We start from the raw sequence: 12,973 nt of genomic DNA, 5'->3' as shown, positions 1-12,973 counted from the left end.
CTCCCTTCCCAACCTCACAGCTTCGCGGACAGTTCCTTGATCTCGTGGTTGAGGATGCGCTCGTTTTCCGAATAATCGACCGGGCAGTCGATCACATGGACGCCGGGCGTGTCGCTGCACTGCCGCAGAAGGACGCGCAGTTCCTCCACCGAACCCGCGCGGTGGCCGTGCGCGCCGTAGCTCTTCGCGTAGTCGACGAAATCCGGATTGCCGAAGGTCAGCCCGTAATCGGCAAAGCCCATGTCCGACTGCTTCCAGCGGATCATGCCGAGCGCATCGTCGCGCAGGATCAGCACGGTGAGGTTCAGGCCGAGGCGGACCGCCGTCTCCATCTCCTGGCTGTTCATCATAAAGCCGCCATCGCCGCAGATCGCCATGACCTTGCGGTCCGGATAGACCATCGCGCTCGCCATGGCCGAGGGCAGGCCCGCCCCCATGCTGGCAAGCGCGTTGTCCAGCAGGATCGTGTTGGGCTGGTACGCCTCGTAACAGCGGGCGAACCAGATCTTGTAGATGCCATTGTCGAGGCAGATGATCCCGTCCTCCGGCATGGCCTTGCGCACCTCGCGCACCAGCGTGGGCGGGAAAACCGGGAAGCGCTCGTCGACGATCTCGTCGGTGTGCGCCTCCTGCGCTTCGCGGTAACGGACCATGCATTGGCTGTCCCAGTCATCCTGCGGCACGATCGCTTCCTTCATTTGCCAGATGGCGTTGGCGATATCGCCGATCACCTCGATCTGAGGGAAGTAGACCGGGTCGACCTCGGCCGTCTTCGTGGAGACGTGGATGACCGTCGCCCCGCCCCGCTCCATGAAGAAAGGCGGCTTCTCGATCACGTCGTGGCCGACATTGACGATGCAGTCCGCCTCTTGCAGCGCGCGGTTGGCGAAGTCGCCGGAGGACAGCGCGGCGCAGCCGAGGAAGAGCGGATGCCGCTCGTCGAGCACGCCCTTGCCCATCTGCGTGGTGACGAAGGGGATGCCTGTCTTTGCGACGAATTCGCCGAGCATCTTGCTGGTGCGCAGGCGATTGGCCCCCGCCCCGATGACGAGGACAGGACGCTTGGCCGCCTCCAGAGCCTCCACCGCCTGCCGCACCGCCTTGTCCTGGGCGGAGGGGCGGCGGGCGAGCGATGCGGGGATCGGCGTGGCGGAGCACTGCTCTTCCGCAATATCCTCCGGCAATTCGAGATGGGTCGCGCCGGGCTTTTCCTCCTCGGCCAGCCGGAACGCCTCGCGCACTCGGCTGGGGATGTTTTCGCCCGATGCCAGCTGGTGCGTGTATTTGGTGATCGGCCCCATCATCTCGACCACGTCAAGTATCTGGAAACGGCCCTGCTTGCTCGACTTGATCGGCTTCTGACCCGTAATCATCAGCATCGGCATCCCGCCCAGCTGCGCATAGGCCCCAGCCGTCACGAGGTTGGTCGCGCCCGGGCCGAGCGTCGCCAGGCAAACACCCGCCTTGCCGGTGTGCCTGCCGTATGTCGCTGCCATGAAGCCTGCACCCTGCTCGTGACGCGTCAGCACGAGCTTGATGCTGTCGCTCTTGGAGAGGCTTTGCAGGAGATCGAGGTTCTCCTCACCCGGCACGCCGAAGATATACTCGACCCCTTCGGCCTCGAGGCACTCGATGAAAAGGTCGGATGCTTTGGTATCTTCGGCCATGCGGTCTCCTTCGATGGAGAGCACGCTAGGCCAGCTTCCACTCCCAGCCAAGCGGGTCGCCGTCCATCACTTCGACGCCCTTGGCGGTGAGTTCGTCACGGATGGTGTCGCTGGTGGCGAAATCCTCCTCCGCTCGCGCGGCCTTGCGGCGGGCGAGCGCGTCCTCGATTTCGGTTTCGGTGATGGCGGCGGATTTGGGACGGATGCGGAGGTCTTCTCGGGTAAGGTCGAGCAGGTCGAGGCCGAGGACGTTATCCATGCGCCCGATGATTGCGATGGCATCTGCCGGCGGGATGGCCTTAACGCCGAGAACCAATTCCAAGACTGCCAAGGCTTCCGGAGTATTGAGATCTTCGGAAATCGCGATGCCGAAAGCATCAAGGTATTTTGAGCTGTCGAAAGTGCCGCCCTGCCCCTCCTCGGCTCGTGCGCGTAGCTTCTCCACCCCCATCACCATCCGCTTGAACCGCGTGAGCGCCGCGCCGAGGCCCTCCCACGAAAACTCAAGCTCGCTGCGGTAATGCGCCTGCAGGCACATCATGCGGTAGGCGAGCGGGTGGTACCCTTTGTCGATCAGCAATTGCAGCCGCAGGAATTCGCCCGACGACTTCGACATCTTCCCCGATCGCTCGACCAGGAAATTGTTGTGCATCCAGATTTTCGCGCCCGAATTGGTCGCTTCCGACAGACCGCCGCATCCGCAAAAGGCCTGATTCTGCGCGATCTCGTTCGGATGGTGAATTTCGCGGTGGTCGATGCCACCGGTGTGAATGTCAAAGGGAAAGCCAAGCAGCTTCTCACCCATGACACTGCATTCCAGGTGCCAGCCCGGCGCGCCCTCGCCCCATGGCGAGTCCCATTCCATCTGCCGCGTCTCGCCCGGCGGAGTCTTGCGCCAGATTGCGAAGTCGGCGGCATTGCGCTTGCCCTCGACCGTGTCGATGCGGCCTTCACCCTCCTCGGTCACGGCGCGGGCCAACCGCCCGTAATCCTCGACCGTCGAGACATCGAAATACAGGCCGCTTTCAAGCTCGTAGCAATGCGCCTCCGCGATACTCTCGGCAAAGGCGATCATCTCGTCGATATAGTCCGTGGCGACAGACCATTTCGCAGGCTCGCGGATATTCAGCGCCTTTACGTCCGCCCAGAATGCCTCAGTGTAGTGCTGCGCGATATCCCAGATCGACTGCGCGCGTTCCGCCGCCGCCTTTTCCAGCTTGTCCTCGCCCGCATCGGCATCGTCTGTCAGGTGCCCGACATCGGTAATGTTGATTATGTGGGTGAGATTATAGCCTTTCCAGCTCAGCGTGCGCCCCAGCACGTCGGCGAACACATAGGCGCGCATATTGCCGATATGCGGGTAATTGTAGACCGTCGGCCCGCAGGTGTAGACCCGCGCCTCGCCTTCATGGACGGGGATAAATGTCTCCAGCTCGCGCGTTAGCGAATTGAACAGGCGAAGATCGGTCTGCGGCATGGGCGCGCTCTTGCGCGATGGCCGGGCGATTTTCAACAGGGGAGACAGCCGATGGAACAGACGAATGCCGACAAGCGGGACGATCCGCTGGCGCGTGTGCTTGGCGGCATCGGCCTTGCCGGCTGCCTGCTCGTTATCGTCGCGGACCTGGTGGGCACGCTGGCCAGCGATCACGTCGGCATCATTCGCGACACGATCAGCGATGCGGCGGCGGGCGGCCGGTTCGACTGGCTCGTCGATCTGGGACTCTACGCTTTCGCCCTGGCCGCTTTGGCCGCGGCCGCGGGGCTGTGGCGGTGGAAGGCCGATGGCTGGGACTGGAAGCTGGGGCAGTTCACTTTACTTGGGCTCTCGATCGCCGTCGCCCTTGTCGCGGGGTACGAGGCGTACAACCGCCCCGAGGGTCTGCCCGACATCCACCGCTACCTGGTCTATGCGCTGGGCGCGCTATTCCCCGCCACCGTGTGGCTGACATCTGACGGATTGGCGGATCGCCGCGACTGGCTGAAGCCGACCCTGCGCGTGCTCGCTGTGGTGTGGTTGATCGCCGGACCGTTTCTATACGCCATTCCAACGGCGTGGGACGGCGCCTATGAACGCGTCCTCGCTACCGCAATGGTAGCCTGGTTCGCGCTCGTCGCGTGGCTCATCTATACCCGCCCGGGCGAGGCCGACTGACCGGCGAATTTGCGCTCCCCTCGATTGCGTGTTATCTAAGCAACACACCAAGGGGATAAACGCGCATGATCAACGACCTTTCGCCGCTGCTGCTGATCCATTTCCTGTCAGCGAGCTATGCGATCCTTGCCGGGGCGGCCATCTTCCTGATGCGCAAGGGCACACAGACGCACCGCGTGATCGGCACGAGCTATATCGCGGCGATGTTCGTCACCGTCCTGTCCGTCGTGCCGGTGCCTGCCACCGTCATGCCTTTCTTCGGCACGCGCTTCGGCTTTTTCCATATCTTCGTGGTGGTCGGCTTTATCTCGCTTCTCTTTGGTATCCGCGCGCTCCGCCGATGGCATACCACGCGCGATCTGGAGTGGCTGCGCGCGCATCAGATCCATCTCGCCTACAGCTATGCCGGTCTGCTGATGGCGGGGTTCAGCCAGATGGCGACCAATCCGCGCTGGCTTGTCGTCGCGCCTTTCGAGACGATGACGCAGTTCTGGATTGCCTTTGCGGCGGTCAACGCCGGTATCTACGCAGTGGCGATCTGGCTGATCCAGACGCGGATTGCGAAAGGCGATCCGATGCGCTGGAAGCGGACGCGCGGTTAGGTAAGTTCGACGCCTGTCAGCAGCCAGCCGAGGCCGTCGCGGCGAAAGATCAGCGTCGGGCCTGCGGTGCCGTCCTCGAAGGTACCGATAGCGCGGAAATAGTCGAAGCTTTCACGTTCGATATTCCAGCCGATGTCCTGTCCGCGCAGTCGCTCGGGCAGGAGACCGCTGGCGAACGCGCCTCCCGCCACCATTGCGCCGACATTCTCCGGTGTGATCGCGCGATTGGCGACCTCGCGCCCCACGCGTTCCGCCACCACGCCGCCGATCCCGTCCAGCAACCCGCCCTGCCCGGCCCGCCGCCGCGTCGCCTCGCTGATCTGGTCCGATGCCGAAGCGCGAAGAGCCGGGAAGTCCACCTTCTCCTCCAGCGCCGCAGTGTCGCCAGCTTGCGCCGCATCGGCCAGCGACTTCATCGCCCACCACGGCGAGGCGAAATACCAGCCGCCTGCGAGGGCGGCGGCGAGGAGGATAAGGGCGAGGAGCTTTTTCATTGATAGCTCGACTGATTCATTTCCTGTTCGAACCACATCTCCACATCATAAGCGACTGAAGTTGAGGTGCCGAAGTCGAGATATTCGGGATGATTTAGCCGCAGCCAAGTCCAGAACTGGCTGAAGCTTGCAGTTTCGTACTGCTTAGCATTCAGGCCGATTTCTCGAGCCCACTTTGTGCAGAGATATCGTATGCCCTGCTCGGCTTCTGGCTTCTTCATTACTCCACCTCGAATAGGTCCGCCAGCTGCTCGATGATCGTGCCGCCGAGCTGCTCGGCGTCCATGATCGTCACCGCGCGCTTATAGTAACGGGTCACGTCGTGGCCGATGCCGATGGCGACCAGCTGGATGGGCGACTGTTTTTCGATCCAGTCGATCACGCGGCGCAGATGGCTTTCGAGATAGCCTGCATTGTTCACGCTCAGCGTACTGTCGTCCACCGGCGCCCCGTCGGAGATCACCATCATGATGCGGCGATCCTCCGGCCGGGCCAGCAAGCGGTCATGCGCCCAGATCAGCGCCTCGCCGTCGATGTTCTCCTTCAGCAGTCCTTCGCGCATCATCAAGCCGAGATTGCGGCGCGCGCGGCGCATCGGCTCATCGGCCTTCTTGTAAATGATGTGGCGCAGATCGTTGAGGCGGCCGGGGTTCGGCTGGCGGCCATCGTTCAGCCACCGCTCGCGGCTCTGCCCGCCTTTCCAGGCGCGGGTAGTGAAGCCCAGGATTTCCACCTTCACCCCGCAGCGTTCCAGCGTGCGCGCGAGGATGTCGGCGCTGATCGCGGCGATGCTGATCGGGCGACCGCGCATGGAGCCGGAATTGTCGATCAGCAAGGTGACGACCGTGTCCTTGAAGTCCTGCTCCTGCTCCATCTTGTAGCTCAGCGAATGGCCGGGGCTGACGATAACGCGGGCGAGCCGCGCGGCGTCCAGCAAACCTTCCTCCTGGTCAAAATCCCAGCTGCGATTCTGCTGCGCCATCAGGCGGCGCTGGAGGCGATTGGCGAGCCGCGTAACCACGCCTGCGAGCCCAGCCAGCTGGCTGTCGAGATAGGCACGGAGGCGATCGAGCTCCTCCAGGTCGCACAGGTCTGTCGCCTCGACAATCTCGTCGAACTCGGTCGTGAAGGCTTGGTAATCGAAGCTTTCGGGGATGTCCTGCCACGGCGCGTTGCGCCGCTGGGGCAGCATCATCTGGTCGCCATCGTCGGCGGGGTCGCCCTCCCCCATCTCGTTCTCGCCGGCGCCGTCATCCTGCTCGTCGCCCTCGCCTTCCTCGCCCTCCGCTCCTTCCGCGCGGGTCTCGGGCTGGTCGGCCGCGTCGTCGGCAGCATCCTCTTCCTCTTCGGGCTTGTCCTCTTCGCCGTCATCCTCGTCGCCCTCTTCGTCGTCGAGGCCGTCTTCCGGTTCCGCGTCCTGCGGCACCATGTCGAGATGGCGCAGCATGTCGAGGCCGAGCTTCTGAAAGGCGGACTGGTCGTGCAGCGCGTCGAAGAGCTGTTCGAAATCGTCGCCGGTGCGGCTTTCGACGAATTCGCGAACCATCTCCACGCCCTCGCGCGCAGCATCCGGGATCGGCTGGCCGGTCAGCTGTTCGCGCAGCATCAGGCCGAGCGCGGTGTGCAGGGGCACGTCCTCGGCATTCTTCGCGCGGGCGATGGCACTGCCCTGCAGGCGCGTGTCCTGCATCGCGGCGAGATTGCCACGCATACCGGCGAAATCGGTCTCACCGATGGCTTCGTAACGGGCACGCTCTATCGCGTCGTAACAGGCGCGCGCATCGGGATCCTGCGGGCGCTGGGCGAAGTGCAGGCTGGCGTCGTGGTGCCGCAACCGCAGCGCGAAGCTATCCGCGAAACCACGCGCTTCCATCGCCGCTTCGGCAGGAACGTCCCGCGGCGGCATGGGTACGCGCACGGCCTTGCCCTGCTCGCTCGCCGTATCGGCGGTGAAGCCGACCTCCACCTCCGCATCGCGCGCGATGGCACGGGTCGCGCCGGTAAGCGCAAGCTTGAAGCGATCTATCGGAGTTTCGTCTGACATGCGGCCTGCTGCCTACCGCACGGCGCGCCGCGCGCAAGGGGGCACGAAAGACCTAGATCGCGCGTGCCGCACCGAATACGCTGATCAGGAGCGGATCGCCGGTCGCGCCGGGATCGCGGCGGATGGCGGCTTCTTCCAGCCCCATCTCGTTCCAGATCGCATTGTCGATGGTGGTGGAGAAATTGCGAGCGACGCCCGAGACATTGACGCCAGTCAGCCCGGAAAGCAGTTCGCCCACCAGCGGCTCCTGCGCGATCCGCATGGCCTCGCCGAGTTCAGGCACCATTGCCTCGACCAGTGTCAGCCCGAGCTCGTCGCGGAGAAAGCCCGTGGCCGCTGTCGGGCCGCCATTGACCAGCGCGGCTGCGGTTTCGAGGCCGACGACGCGCACCGCATCGGTCACGATGGGCGCAGCCCGCTCCGCGCCTTCGATGGCGATGTCGGCAAAGGCATCCTGCAGCCGATCACGGAAGAGGGTGGAGGTGAGTACACCTGCCAGCACGTTGCCGCGTGTGCCGAGCAGATTGTTCAGGCCGATGGCCGCGACCTGTTCGTCCCAGAAACCGCCGGGCGCGGTCAGCCGGGCAAAGGCGCGTTCGCTGGAGATGTAGAGCAGGCGGCGCACCGCATCGACCAGGCCGAAACCCCCGAAGCTTTGGCAGGCAGGGAGAGCGAGCAGCGCTCCGCTGGCGCCGAGACCGGCGATGAAACGGCGACGATCGGGGCGGATTGCGGTCAATTCGGTCATAAATTCAGGTCCTCATCTTGCCGCAAGCGTGCCGCGGCTCCCATATGCATGACGATGACCCTATCGCGCGTCCGGCTACTGGTGATGAACGCAGCGCTCGGCCCGCTCGATTACCGGGTGCCGGAGGGAATGACGCTCGAACATGGCAGCGTGGTGGTCGCGCCGCTCGGCCCCCGGCAGGTGATGGGTATCGTCTGGGAGGAGGAACACCTGCCGACAGACCCCGTTCCGGAGGCCAAGCTGCGCCCGCTTCTGGGCATGGTCGATGTCCCGCCCATCCGCGCGGAACTGCGGCGCTTGATCGAATGGACGGCAGATTATTACATCGCTCCGCTCGCCTCGGTCGCTCGGATGGTGATTGCCAGCGGCGGCGCGCTGCGCGGCCCTGCAACCATGACGGAGTATCGCCTGTCCGGCGGCATGCCCGAACGGATGACCCCGCAGCGCGAGCGCGCCATCGCAGCGCTGGAAGGCGAGCAAGCGACGATCCGTGAATTGTCCGGTCTGGCCGGCGTTTCGGAAGGCGTGCTGCGCGGACTGGTCAATCAGGGCGTTCTGGAACCGGTCGAGGTCGATGTCGACCGCGCATATCCGCGCGCCCGTCACGATCATGACCGGCCCGAGCTGAGCGAAGACCAGGCGTCGGTATCGGCGCGCCTTGTCGAGGCTGTCGGCAGGCAGAAATTCGCGCCGTTCCTGCTCGACGGCGTGACGGGATCCGGCAAGACGGAGACCTATTTCGAAGCGGTGGCAGAGGCGCTGAAGCTGGGACGGCAGGTGCTGGTGCTGCTGCCGGAAATCGCACTCACCGAAGCCTTTCTCGGACGCTTTGAGGCCCGCTTCGGAGCCGCTCCGATCGTCTGGCATTCCTCGCTCAAATCAACCGAGCGCCGCCGTGCCTGGCGCGCCATCGCAAGTGGGGAAGCACAAGTGGTGGTCGGCGCGCGCTCGGCGCTGTTCCTGCCTTATGCCAGGCTCGGACTGATCGTCGTCGACGAAGCACACGAGATCAGTTTCAAGCAGGAGGACGGCGTCCGCTACAATGCCCGCGATGTCGCGGTTATGCGCGCGCATTTCGAGCAGGTGCCCGTCGTGCTCGCGAGCGCCACCCCGGCGCTGGAAAGCCTGCACATGGCGGATAGCGGCACTTACGAAAAGCTCGTCCTCCCAAGCAGGTTCGGCGGGGCGCAGCTGCCCGCCATCAAGCTCATCAATCTCACCGAGGAACAGCCCGGCCGCGGCGCGTGGATTGCCGCGCCATTGCGCGCCGCGCTGGAGGAGCGGCTGGAGCGTGGCGAGCAATCGCTGCTTTTCCTCAACCGCCGCGGCTACGCGCCGCTGACTCTGTGCCGCAATTGCGGTTTTCGCTTCCAGTGCCCCAATTGCAGCGCGTGGCTGGTCGAGCATCGACTGTCGAAGCGCCTCGCTTGCCACCATTGCGGGCACGAGACTGCCCCGCCGGAAAAATGCCCCGATTGCGGCGAGCCCGACTGCCTCGTCGCCTGTGGGCCGGGGGTCGAGCGCATTGCGGACGAGGTGGCCGAAATCTTGCCCGATGCGCGCGTGGCGCTGGTCACGTCGGACACTCTCAATTCGCCCGAAAAGGCGGCCGAGTTCGTCGCCATGGCCGAAGCGAAGGCAATCGACGTGATCGTTGGCACGCAGCTGGTGACCAAAGGCTTTCATTTTCCAGAATTGACGCTGGTCGGCGTCATCGACGCCGATCTCGGCCTTGAAGGCGGGGACCTGCGCGCGGCGGAGCGGACATATCAGCAGGTGGCACAGGTGGCGGGCCGCGCCGGACGCGGGGCGAAGCCGGGCGAAGTGCTGATCCAGACGAGGCATCCCGACGCGCCCGTGATCGCAGCGCTCGAGGCCGGTGATCGCGATGCCTTCTACGACGCCGAGACGGAAGCGCGCCGCCATGCCGGCGCGCCGCCCTTCGGACGCTGGGCGGCGATCATCGTATCGAGCGAAGACGATGCCGAAGCGCGCGAGGCCGCCAACCGCATCGGCAACACGCGCCCGCATCTGGACGATGTGATGATCCTCGGCCCCGCCCCCGCGCCGCTTGCCCTGCTGCGCAATCGCTACCGCTATCGTCTGCTCATGAATGCCCGCCGCACAGCCAATCTGCAGCAGGTCATCCGCGATTGGCTGCGGCAGATAGATCACCCGCCCGGAGTGCGCGTGGGCGTGGATGTGGATCCCTACAGCTTCGTCTGAAAAGGTTACGAAAGAAACCGCATTCGTTCTGGCAATATAACGAGATCGTTATATGCTTATCTCGTCATGCAGCTTGAAGCCGCCTTCCGTGCTCTTTCCGACGCGTCGCGCCTGCGCGTGATGCGGCTGATCACGCAGATGGAATTGTCGGTTGGCGAGATCGCGCAAGTGCTGGCCCAGAGCCAGCCGCGCGTTTCGCAGCACGTCTCCCGTCTGGTCGATGCCGGCTTGATCGAGCGACGCCGAGAAGGCAATTCGGTGTTCCTGCGCGAAGCCGCCCCCACGCCAATGGGCGATGCGATTGCTCGCTTGCTTTCGATTGCGGAGCGCGAGGATAGCGATTTCGCGCAAGCTGCCGAAGCCGACCGCACCCGCCTCTCCGTCATCCGCAATGCGCGTGAGAAAGAGGCGGACCGCTACTTCGCCCGCCATGCCGAGGAATGGGACACGCTGCGCGAAATTCACGGGCCGGAAAAAGCGTGCGAGGAAGCGCTGCTCGAAGTGCTGGCCGATACCCCGCCCGGCAGGCTGCTCGACATCGGCACCGGCACCGGCCGCATTGCCGAACTGCTTGCGCCCCATGCCGAGCATATCGTGGCTCTCGACAAGAGCCTCGACATGCTGCGCGTCGCCCGGGCGCGGCTGCAGGCGCTCGGCCCGGAAAAGGTCGAATTGCAGCAGGGCGATTTTACCGACCTGCTATTCGCCGCACACAGTTTCGACACCGTGTTACTGCACCAGGTGCTGCATTTTGCGCAGGACCCGGAGCTCGCCCTGCGCGAAGCCGCGCGCGTCACTCGCCCCGGCGGTCGGATCGCGGTTGTCGACCTCGCGCGGCATGAGCTCGACGAACTGCGTGAGCGGCATGCCCATGCCCGGCTCGGCTTTTCCGACCCGACGATGGCCAAGCTGCTTGCCGAAGCCGGTTTCGATCCCGCGCCGCCCGTTTCCGTCCCCGGCCGGACCCTCACCGTCAAAGTCTGGTCCGCCACCCGCCTCTCCCGGTCCCACACCGATACCGATCTCAGAAAGGTCGCGTCATGAGCCTTGCTCAGCCGATTCCCGAATTTCTCGACCCTGCCAGCGAGCAGGATCGCGCGCATAAACGCCCGCTATTCAGTGGCTTGCCGGGCGACATTGCCGTGAGCTTCGAATTCTTCCCGCCCAAGAGCGAGAAGATGGAAAGCCAGCTGTGGGAATCGGTGACCAAGCTCGCACCGCTTTCCCCGCAATTCGTCAGTGTCACTTACGGCGCGGGTGGCTCCACCCGGGAACGCACCCACAACACTGTCGCGCGGCTGATCGCGGAGGCGGGGATCCCGGCCGCTGCGCACCTTACCTGTGTCGATGCCAGCCGCGCGGAAACGCAAAGGATTGCAGAGGCTTACTGGGAGGCGGGCGTGCGCCATATCGTCGCCCTGCGCGGTGATGCGGGCGAACCCGGCGCGCCTTTCGTGCCGCATGAGGACGGCTATGGCAGCGCCGCGGAGCTAGTCGCAGGCCTGAAGGAAGTCGCCGATTTCGAAGTCTCGGTCGCCGCCTATCCCGAAGTCCACCCGGACGCGAATTGCCCGCAATCCGATCTCGAAAATCTCAAGCGCAAGATAGATGCGGGGGCGACCCGCGCCATCAGCCAGTTTTTCTTCTCCGCCGAGACATTCTTCGATTTCACCGAGCGCTGCGCAAGGGCGGGTATCGAAGCGCCCGTCGTTCCCGGCATCCTGCCCGTAACCAACGTCGCGCAGGCGCGGAAGTTCGCGGGGCAATGCGGAGCGGTGATCCCCGACTGGATGGACGGCCTGTTCGAAGGTCTCGACGATTTTCCCGGCGCGCGCCAGCTGGTCGCCGCCACTGTCGCCGCCGAACTTTGCCGTCGCCTCTATGCCGGCGGTGTGCGCGAATTCCATTTCTACACGCTCAACCGCGCGGAGCTGGCCTATGCGATCTGCCACATGCTCGGTAAGCGTCCGCAGGAGCAAGCAGCATGAGTGCCCGTGAGCAACTCAATGCAGAAGCCGCCAAGCGCATCCTGATTTTCGACGGGGCGTTCGGCACGCAGATTCAGAACCGCAAGTTGGCCGAAGAAGATTTCGCGGGCGATCTCGGCCTGTCGGCGGATCAGAAGGGCAATAACGACATTCTAGCGCTGACCCGGCCGGACGTGATCGCGGATATCACCCGCGCCTATCTCGAAGCCGGGTCGGACATCGTCTCGACCAACACCTTCTCCGCCAACAGCATCAGCCAGGCGGATTATGCGGCTGAAGGACTGGTGCGCGAAATCAACCTCGCCTCTGCCCGCATTGCGCGCGAATGCGCGGACGAGTTTGCGGTCAAGGCTGGCCGCCCGCGCTTCGTCGCCGGTGCCATCGGCCCGACCAACAAGACGCTTTCGCTCAGCCCCGATGTCGAGGACCCCGGCTTTCGCGAAATCGACTTCGATCGCCTCACCGGCGTATATCTAGAGCAGGCGGAAGCGCTGGCGGAAGGCGGCGCGGATTTCATCCTGATCGAGACGATCTTCGATACGCTCAACGCCAAGGCGGGCATCATGGCGGTGCGCCAGTTATCGGACAAGCTCGGACGCGATGTTCCGATCATGCTGTCCATGACGCTGACCGATCTTTCGGGCCGCAACCTTTCCGGTCACACGGTCGAGGCCTTCTGGAACGCGGTGCGCCACGCCAATCCCGCCACCATCGGCCTCAATTGCAGCTTCGGCGCGGAGCAGCTTCGGCCGCATATCCAGCTGCTGTCCGATATCGCCGACACGCTGCTGCTCGCCTATCCCAATGCGGGCCTACCCAACGAGCTTGGCGAATATGACGAGGCGCCGGACACGACCGCCGCGCTCACCGGTCAATGGGCCGACAATGGCCGCGCCAACATCATCGGCGGCTGCTGCGGCTCCACGCCCGAGCACATCGCTGCGATGGCGAAGCGTGTGGAGGGGCTGGCCCCGCGCGAATTGTCGCAGAAAGACACCAAGATGCGGCTCGCGGGGCTGGAGCCCTTCGTGATCGCTGCGTGACCGACA

General features: G+C 64.5%; 12 protein-coding genes. 6 read left to right on the top strand and 6 right to left on the bottom strand.

Going from position 1 to position 12,973, the window contains the following annotated elements; genetic code table 11:
* Positions 1–14: 14 nt before the first annotated feature.
* Both D6201_RS01815 and cysS read right to left on the bottom strand, forming a co-directional pair.
* Complete coding sequence (locus D6201_RS01815) at positions 15–1,667, bottom strand: acetolactate synthase large subunit (protein ID WP_120049135.1); 1,653 nt, start codon at positions 1,665–1,667, stop codon at positions 15–17.
* Between the two features lie 25 nt (positions 1,668–1,692).
* Positions 1,693–3,144: a cysteine--tRNA ligase gene (gene cysS, locus D6201_RS01810; protein WP_120047150.1), complete on the bottom strand. Its 1,452-nt coding sequence runs from the start codon at positions 3,142–3,144 to the stop codon at positions 1,693–1,695.
* Positions 3,145–3,195: 51 nt separating this feature from the next.
* Between cysS and D6201_RS01805 the strand changes: the two genes are divergently transcribed.
* Both D6201_RS01805 and D6201_RS01800 read left to right on the top strand, forming a co-directional pair.
* Positions 3,196–3,822 carry a DUF998 domain-containing protein gene (locus D6201_RS01805; RefSeq protein WP_120047149.1) on the top strand — a complete coding sequence of 209 codons (627 nt, stop codon included), beginning with the start codon at positions 3,196–3,198 and terminating at the stop codon, positions 3,820–3,822.
* Positions 3,823–3,887: 65 nt separating this feature from the next.
* Entirely contained in the window at positions 3,888–4,424 is a 537-nt protein-coding gene (locus D6201_RS01800) for a DUF2306 domain-containing protein (RefSeq protein WP_120047148.1), read from the top strand.
* Here D6201_RS01800 and D6201_RS01795 read toward each other — a convergent pair.
* Genes D6201_RS01795 through D6201_RS01780 form a run of 4 tightly spaced genes read right to left on the bottom strand, consistent with a single transcriptional unit; the run spans position 4,421 to position 7,710 of the window.
* The gene (locus D6201_RS01795) at positions 4,421–4,918 is read right to left on the bottom strand and encodes a DUF2939 domain-containing protein (protein ID WP_120047147.1); all 498 of its coding nucleotides are present in this window, start codon (positions 4,916–4,918) and stop codon (positions 4,421–4,423) included. The genes D6201_RS01800 and D6201_RS01795 overlap by 4 nt on opposite strands.
* Entirely contained in the window at positions 4,915–5,139 is a 225-nt protein-coding gene (locus tag D6201_RS01790) for a hypothetical protein (RefSeq protein WP_120047146.1), read from the bottom strand. Before D6201_RS01790 ends, D6201_RS01795 begins: the two co-directional genes overlap by 4 nt.
* On the bottom strand, positions 5,139–6,962 hold the full coding sequence (gene cobT, locus D6201_RS01785) for a cobaltochelatase subunit CobT (protein ID WP_120047145.1): 1,824 nt from the start codon (positions 6,960–6,962) through the stop codon (positions 5,139–5,141). The genes D6201_RS01790 and cobT overlap by 1 nt, the downstream gene beginning before the upstream one ends.
* Positions 6,963–7,014: 52 nt before the next feature.
* Positions 7,015–7,710: a DUF4197 domain-containing protein gene (locus D6201_RS01780; RefSeq protein WP_120047144.1), complete on the bottom strand. Its 696-nt coding sequence runs from the start codon at positions 7,708–7,710 to the stop codon at positions 7,015–7,017.
* A 48-nt stretch (positions 7,711–7,758) separates the two neighbouring features.
* Between D6201_RS01780 and D6201_RS01775 the strand changes: the two genes are divergently transcribed.
* From D6201_RS01775 to D6201_RS01760, 4 genes are all read left to right on the top strand, one after another.
* Positions 7,759–9,936 carry a primosomal protein N' gene (locus D6201_RS01775; protein ID WP_120047143.1) on the top strand — a complete coding sequence of 726 codons (2,178 nt, stop codon included), beginning with the start codon at positions 7,759–7,761 and terminating at the stop codon, positions 9,934–9,936.
* Positions 9,937–10,002: 66 nt separating this feature from the next.
* Positions 10,003–10,980 (top strand): ArsR/SmtB family transcription factor, encoded by a 978-nt coding sequence (locus tag D6201_RS01770; RefSeq protein ID WP_120047142.1) that lies wholly within the window; start codon positions 10,003–10,005, stop codon positions 10,978–10,980.
* Complete coding sequence (gene metF, locus D6201_RS01765; protein WP_120047141.1) at positions 10,977–11,924, top strand: methylenetetrahydrofolate reductase [NAD(P)H]; 948 nt, start codon at positions 10,977–10,979, stop codon at positions 11,922–11,924. Before D6201_RS01770 ends, metF begins: the two co-directional genes overlap by 4 nt.
* Positions 11,921–12,967, top strand: coding sequence for a homocysteine S-methyltransferase family protein (locus D6201_RS01760; protein ID WP_120047140.1), 1,047 nt, complete (start codon positions 11,921–11,923; stop codon positions 12,965–12,967). Before metF ends, D6201_RS01760 begins: the two co-directional genes overlap by 4 nt.
* The last annotated feature ends 6 nt before the right edge of the window (positions 12,968–12,973 follow it).

Source organism: Aurantiacibacter aquimixticola, assembly GCF_003605475.1.
In the GTDB taxonomy this organism is placed as follows: domain Bacteria; phylum Pseudomonadota; class Alphaproteobacteria; order Sphingomonadales; family Sphingomonadaceae; genus Alteraurantiacibacter; species Alteraurantiacibacter aquimixticola_B.
This window is presented reverse-complemented; position numbering and strand designations above follow the sequence as displayed.

Excerpts from the sequence above, each read along its gene's own strand:
- D6201_RS01775 (WP_120047143.1), top strand. The coding sequence starts at position 7,759 with ATGACGATGACCCTATCGCGCGTCCGGCTACTGGTGATGAACGCAGCG.
- D6201_RS01795 (WP_120047147.1), bottom strand. The coding sequence starts at position 4,918 with ATGAAAAAGCTCCTCGCCCTTATCCTCCTCGCCGCCGCCCTCGCAGGC.
- cobT (WP_120047145.1), bottom strand. The coding sequence starts at position 6,962 with ATGTCAGACGAAACTCCGATAGATCGCTTCAAGCTTGCGCTTACCGGC.
- cysS (WP_120047150.1), bottom strand. The coding sequence starts at position 3,144 with ATGCCGCAGACCGATCTTCGCCTGTTCAATTCGCTAACGCGCGAGCTG.
- D6201_RS01760 (WP_120047140.1), top strand. The coding sequence starts at position 11,921 with ATGAGTGCCCGTGAGCAACTCAATGCAGAAGCCGCCAAGCGCATCCTG.
- D6201_RS01780 (WP_120047144.1), bottom strand. The coding sequence starts at position 7,710 with ATGACCGAATTGACCGCAATCCGCCCCGATCGTCGCCGTTTCATCGCC.
- D6201_RS01800 (WP_120047148.1), top strand. The coding sequence starts at position 3,888 with ATGATCAACGACCTTTCGCCGCTGCTGCTGATCCATTTCCTGTCAGCG.
- D6201_RS01790 (WP_120047146.1), bottom strand. The coding sequence starts at position 5,139 with ATGAAGAAGCCAGAAGCCGAGCAGGGCATACGATATCTCTGCACAAAG.
- metF (WP_120047141.1), top strand. The coding sequence starts at position 10,977 with ATGAGCCTTGCTCAGCCGATTCCCGAATTTCTCGACCCTGCCAGCGAG.
- D6201_RS01805 (WP_120047149.1), top strand. The coding sequence starts at position 3,196 with ATGGAACAGACGAATGCCGACAAGCGGGACGATCCGCTGGCGCGTGTG.
- D6201_RS01770 (WP_120047142.1), top strand. The coding sequence starts at position 10,003 with ATGCAGCTTGAAGCCGCCTTCCGTGCTCTTTCCGACGCGTCGCGCCTG.
- D6201_RS01815 (WP_120049135.1), bottom strand. The coding sequence starts at position 1,667 with ATGGCCGAAGATACCAAAGCATCCGACCTTTTCATCGAGTGCCTCGAG.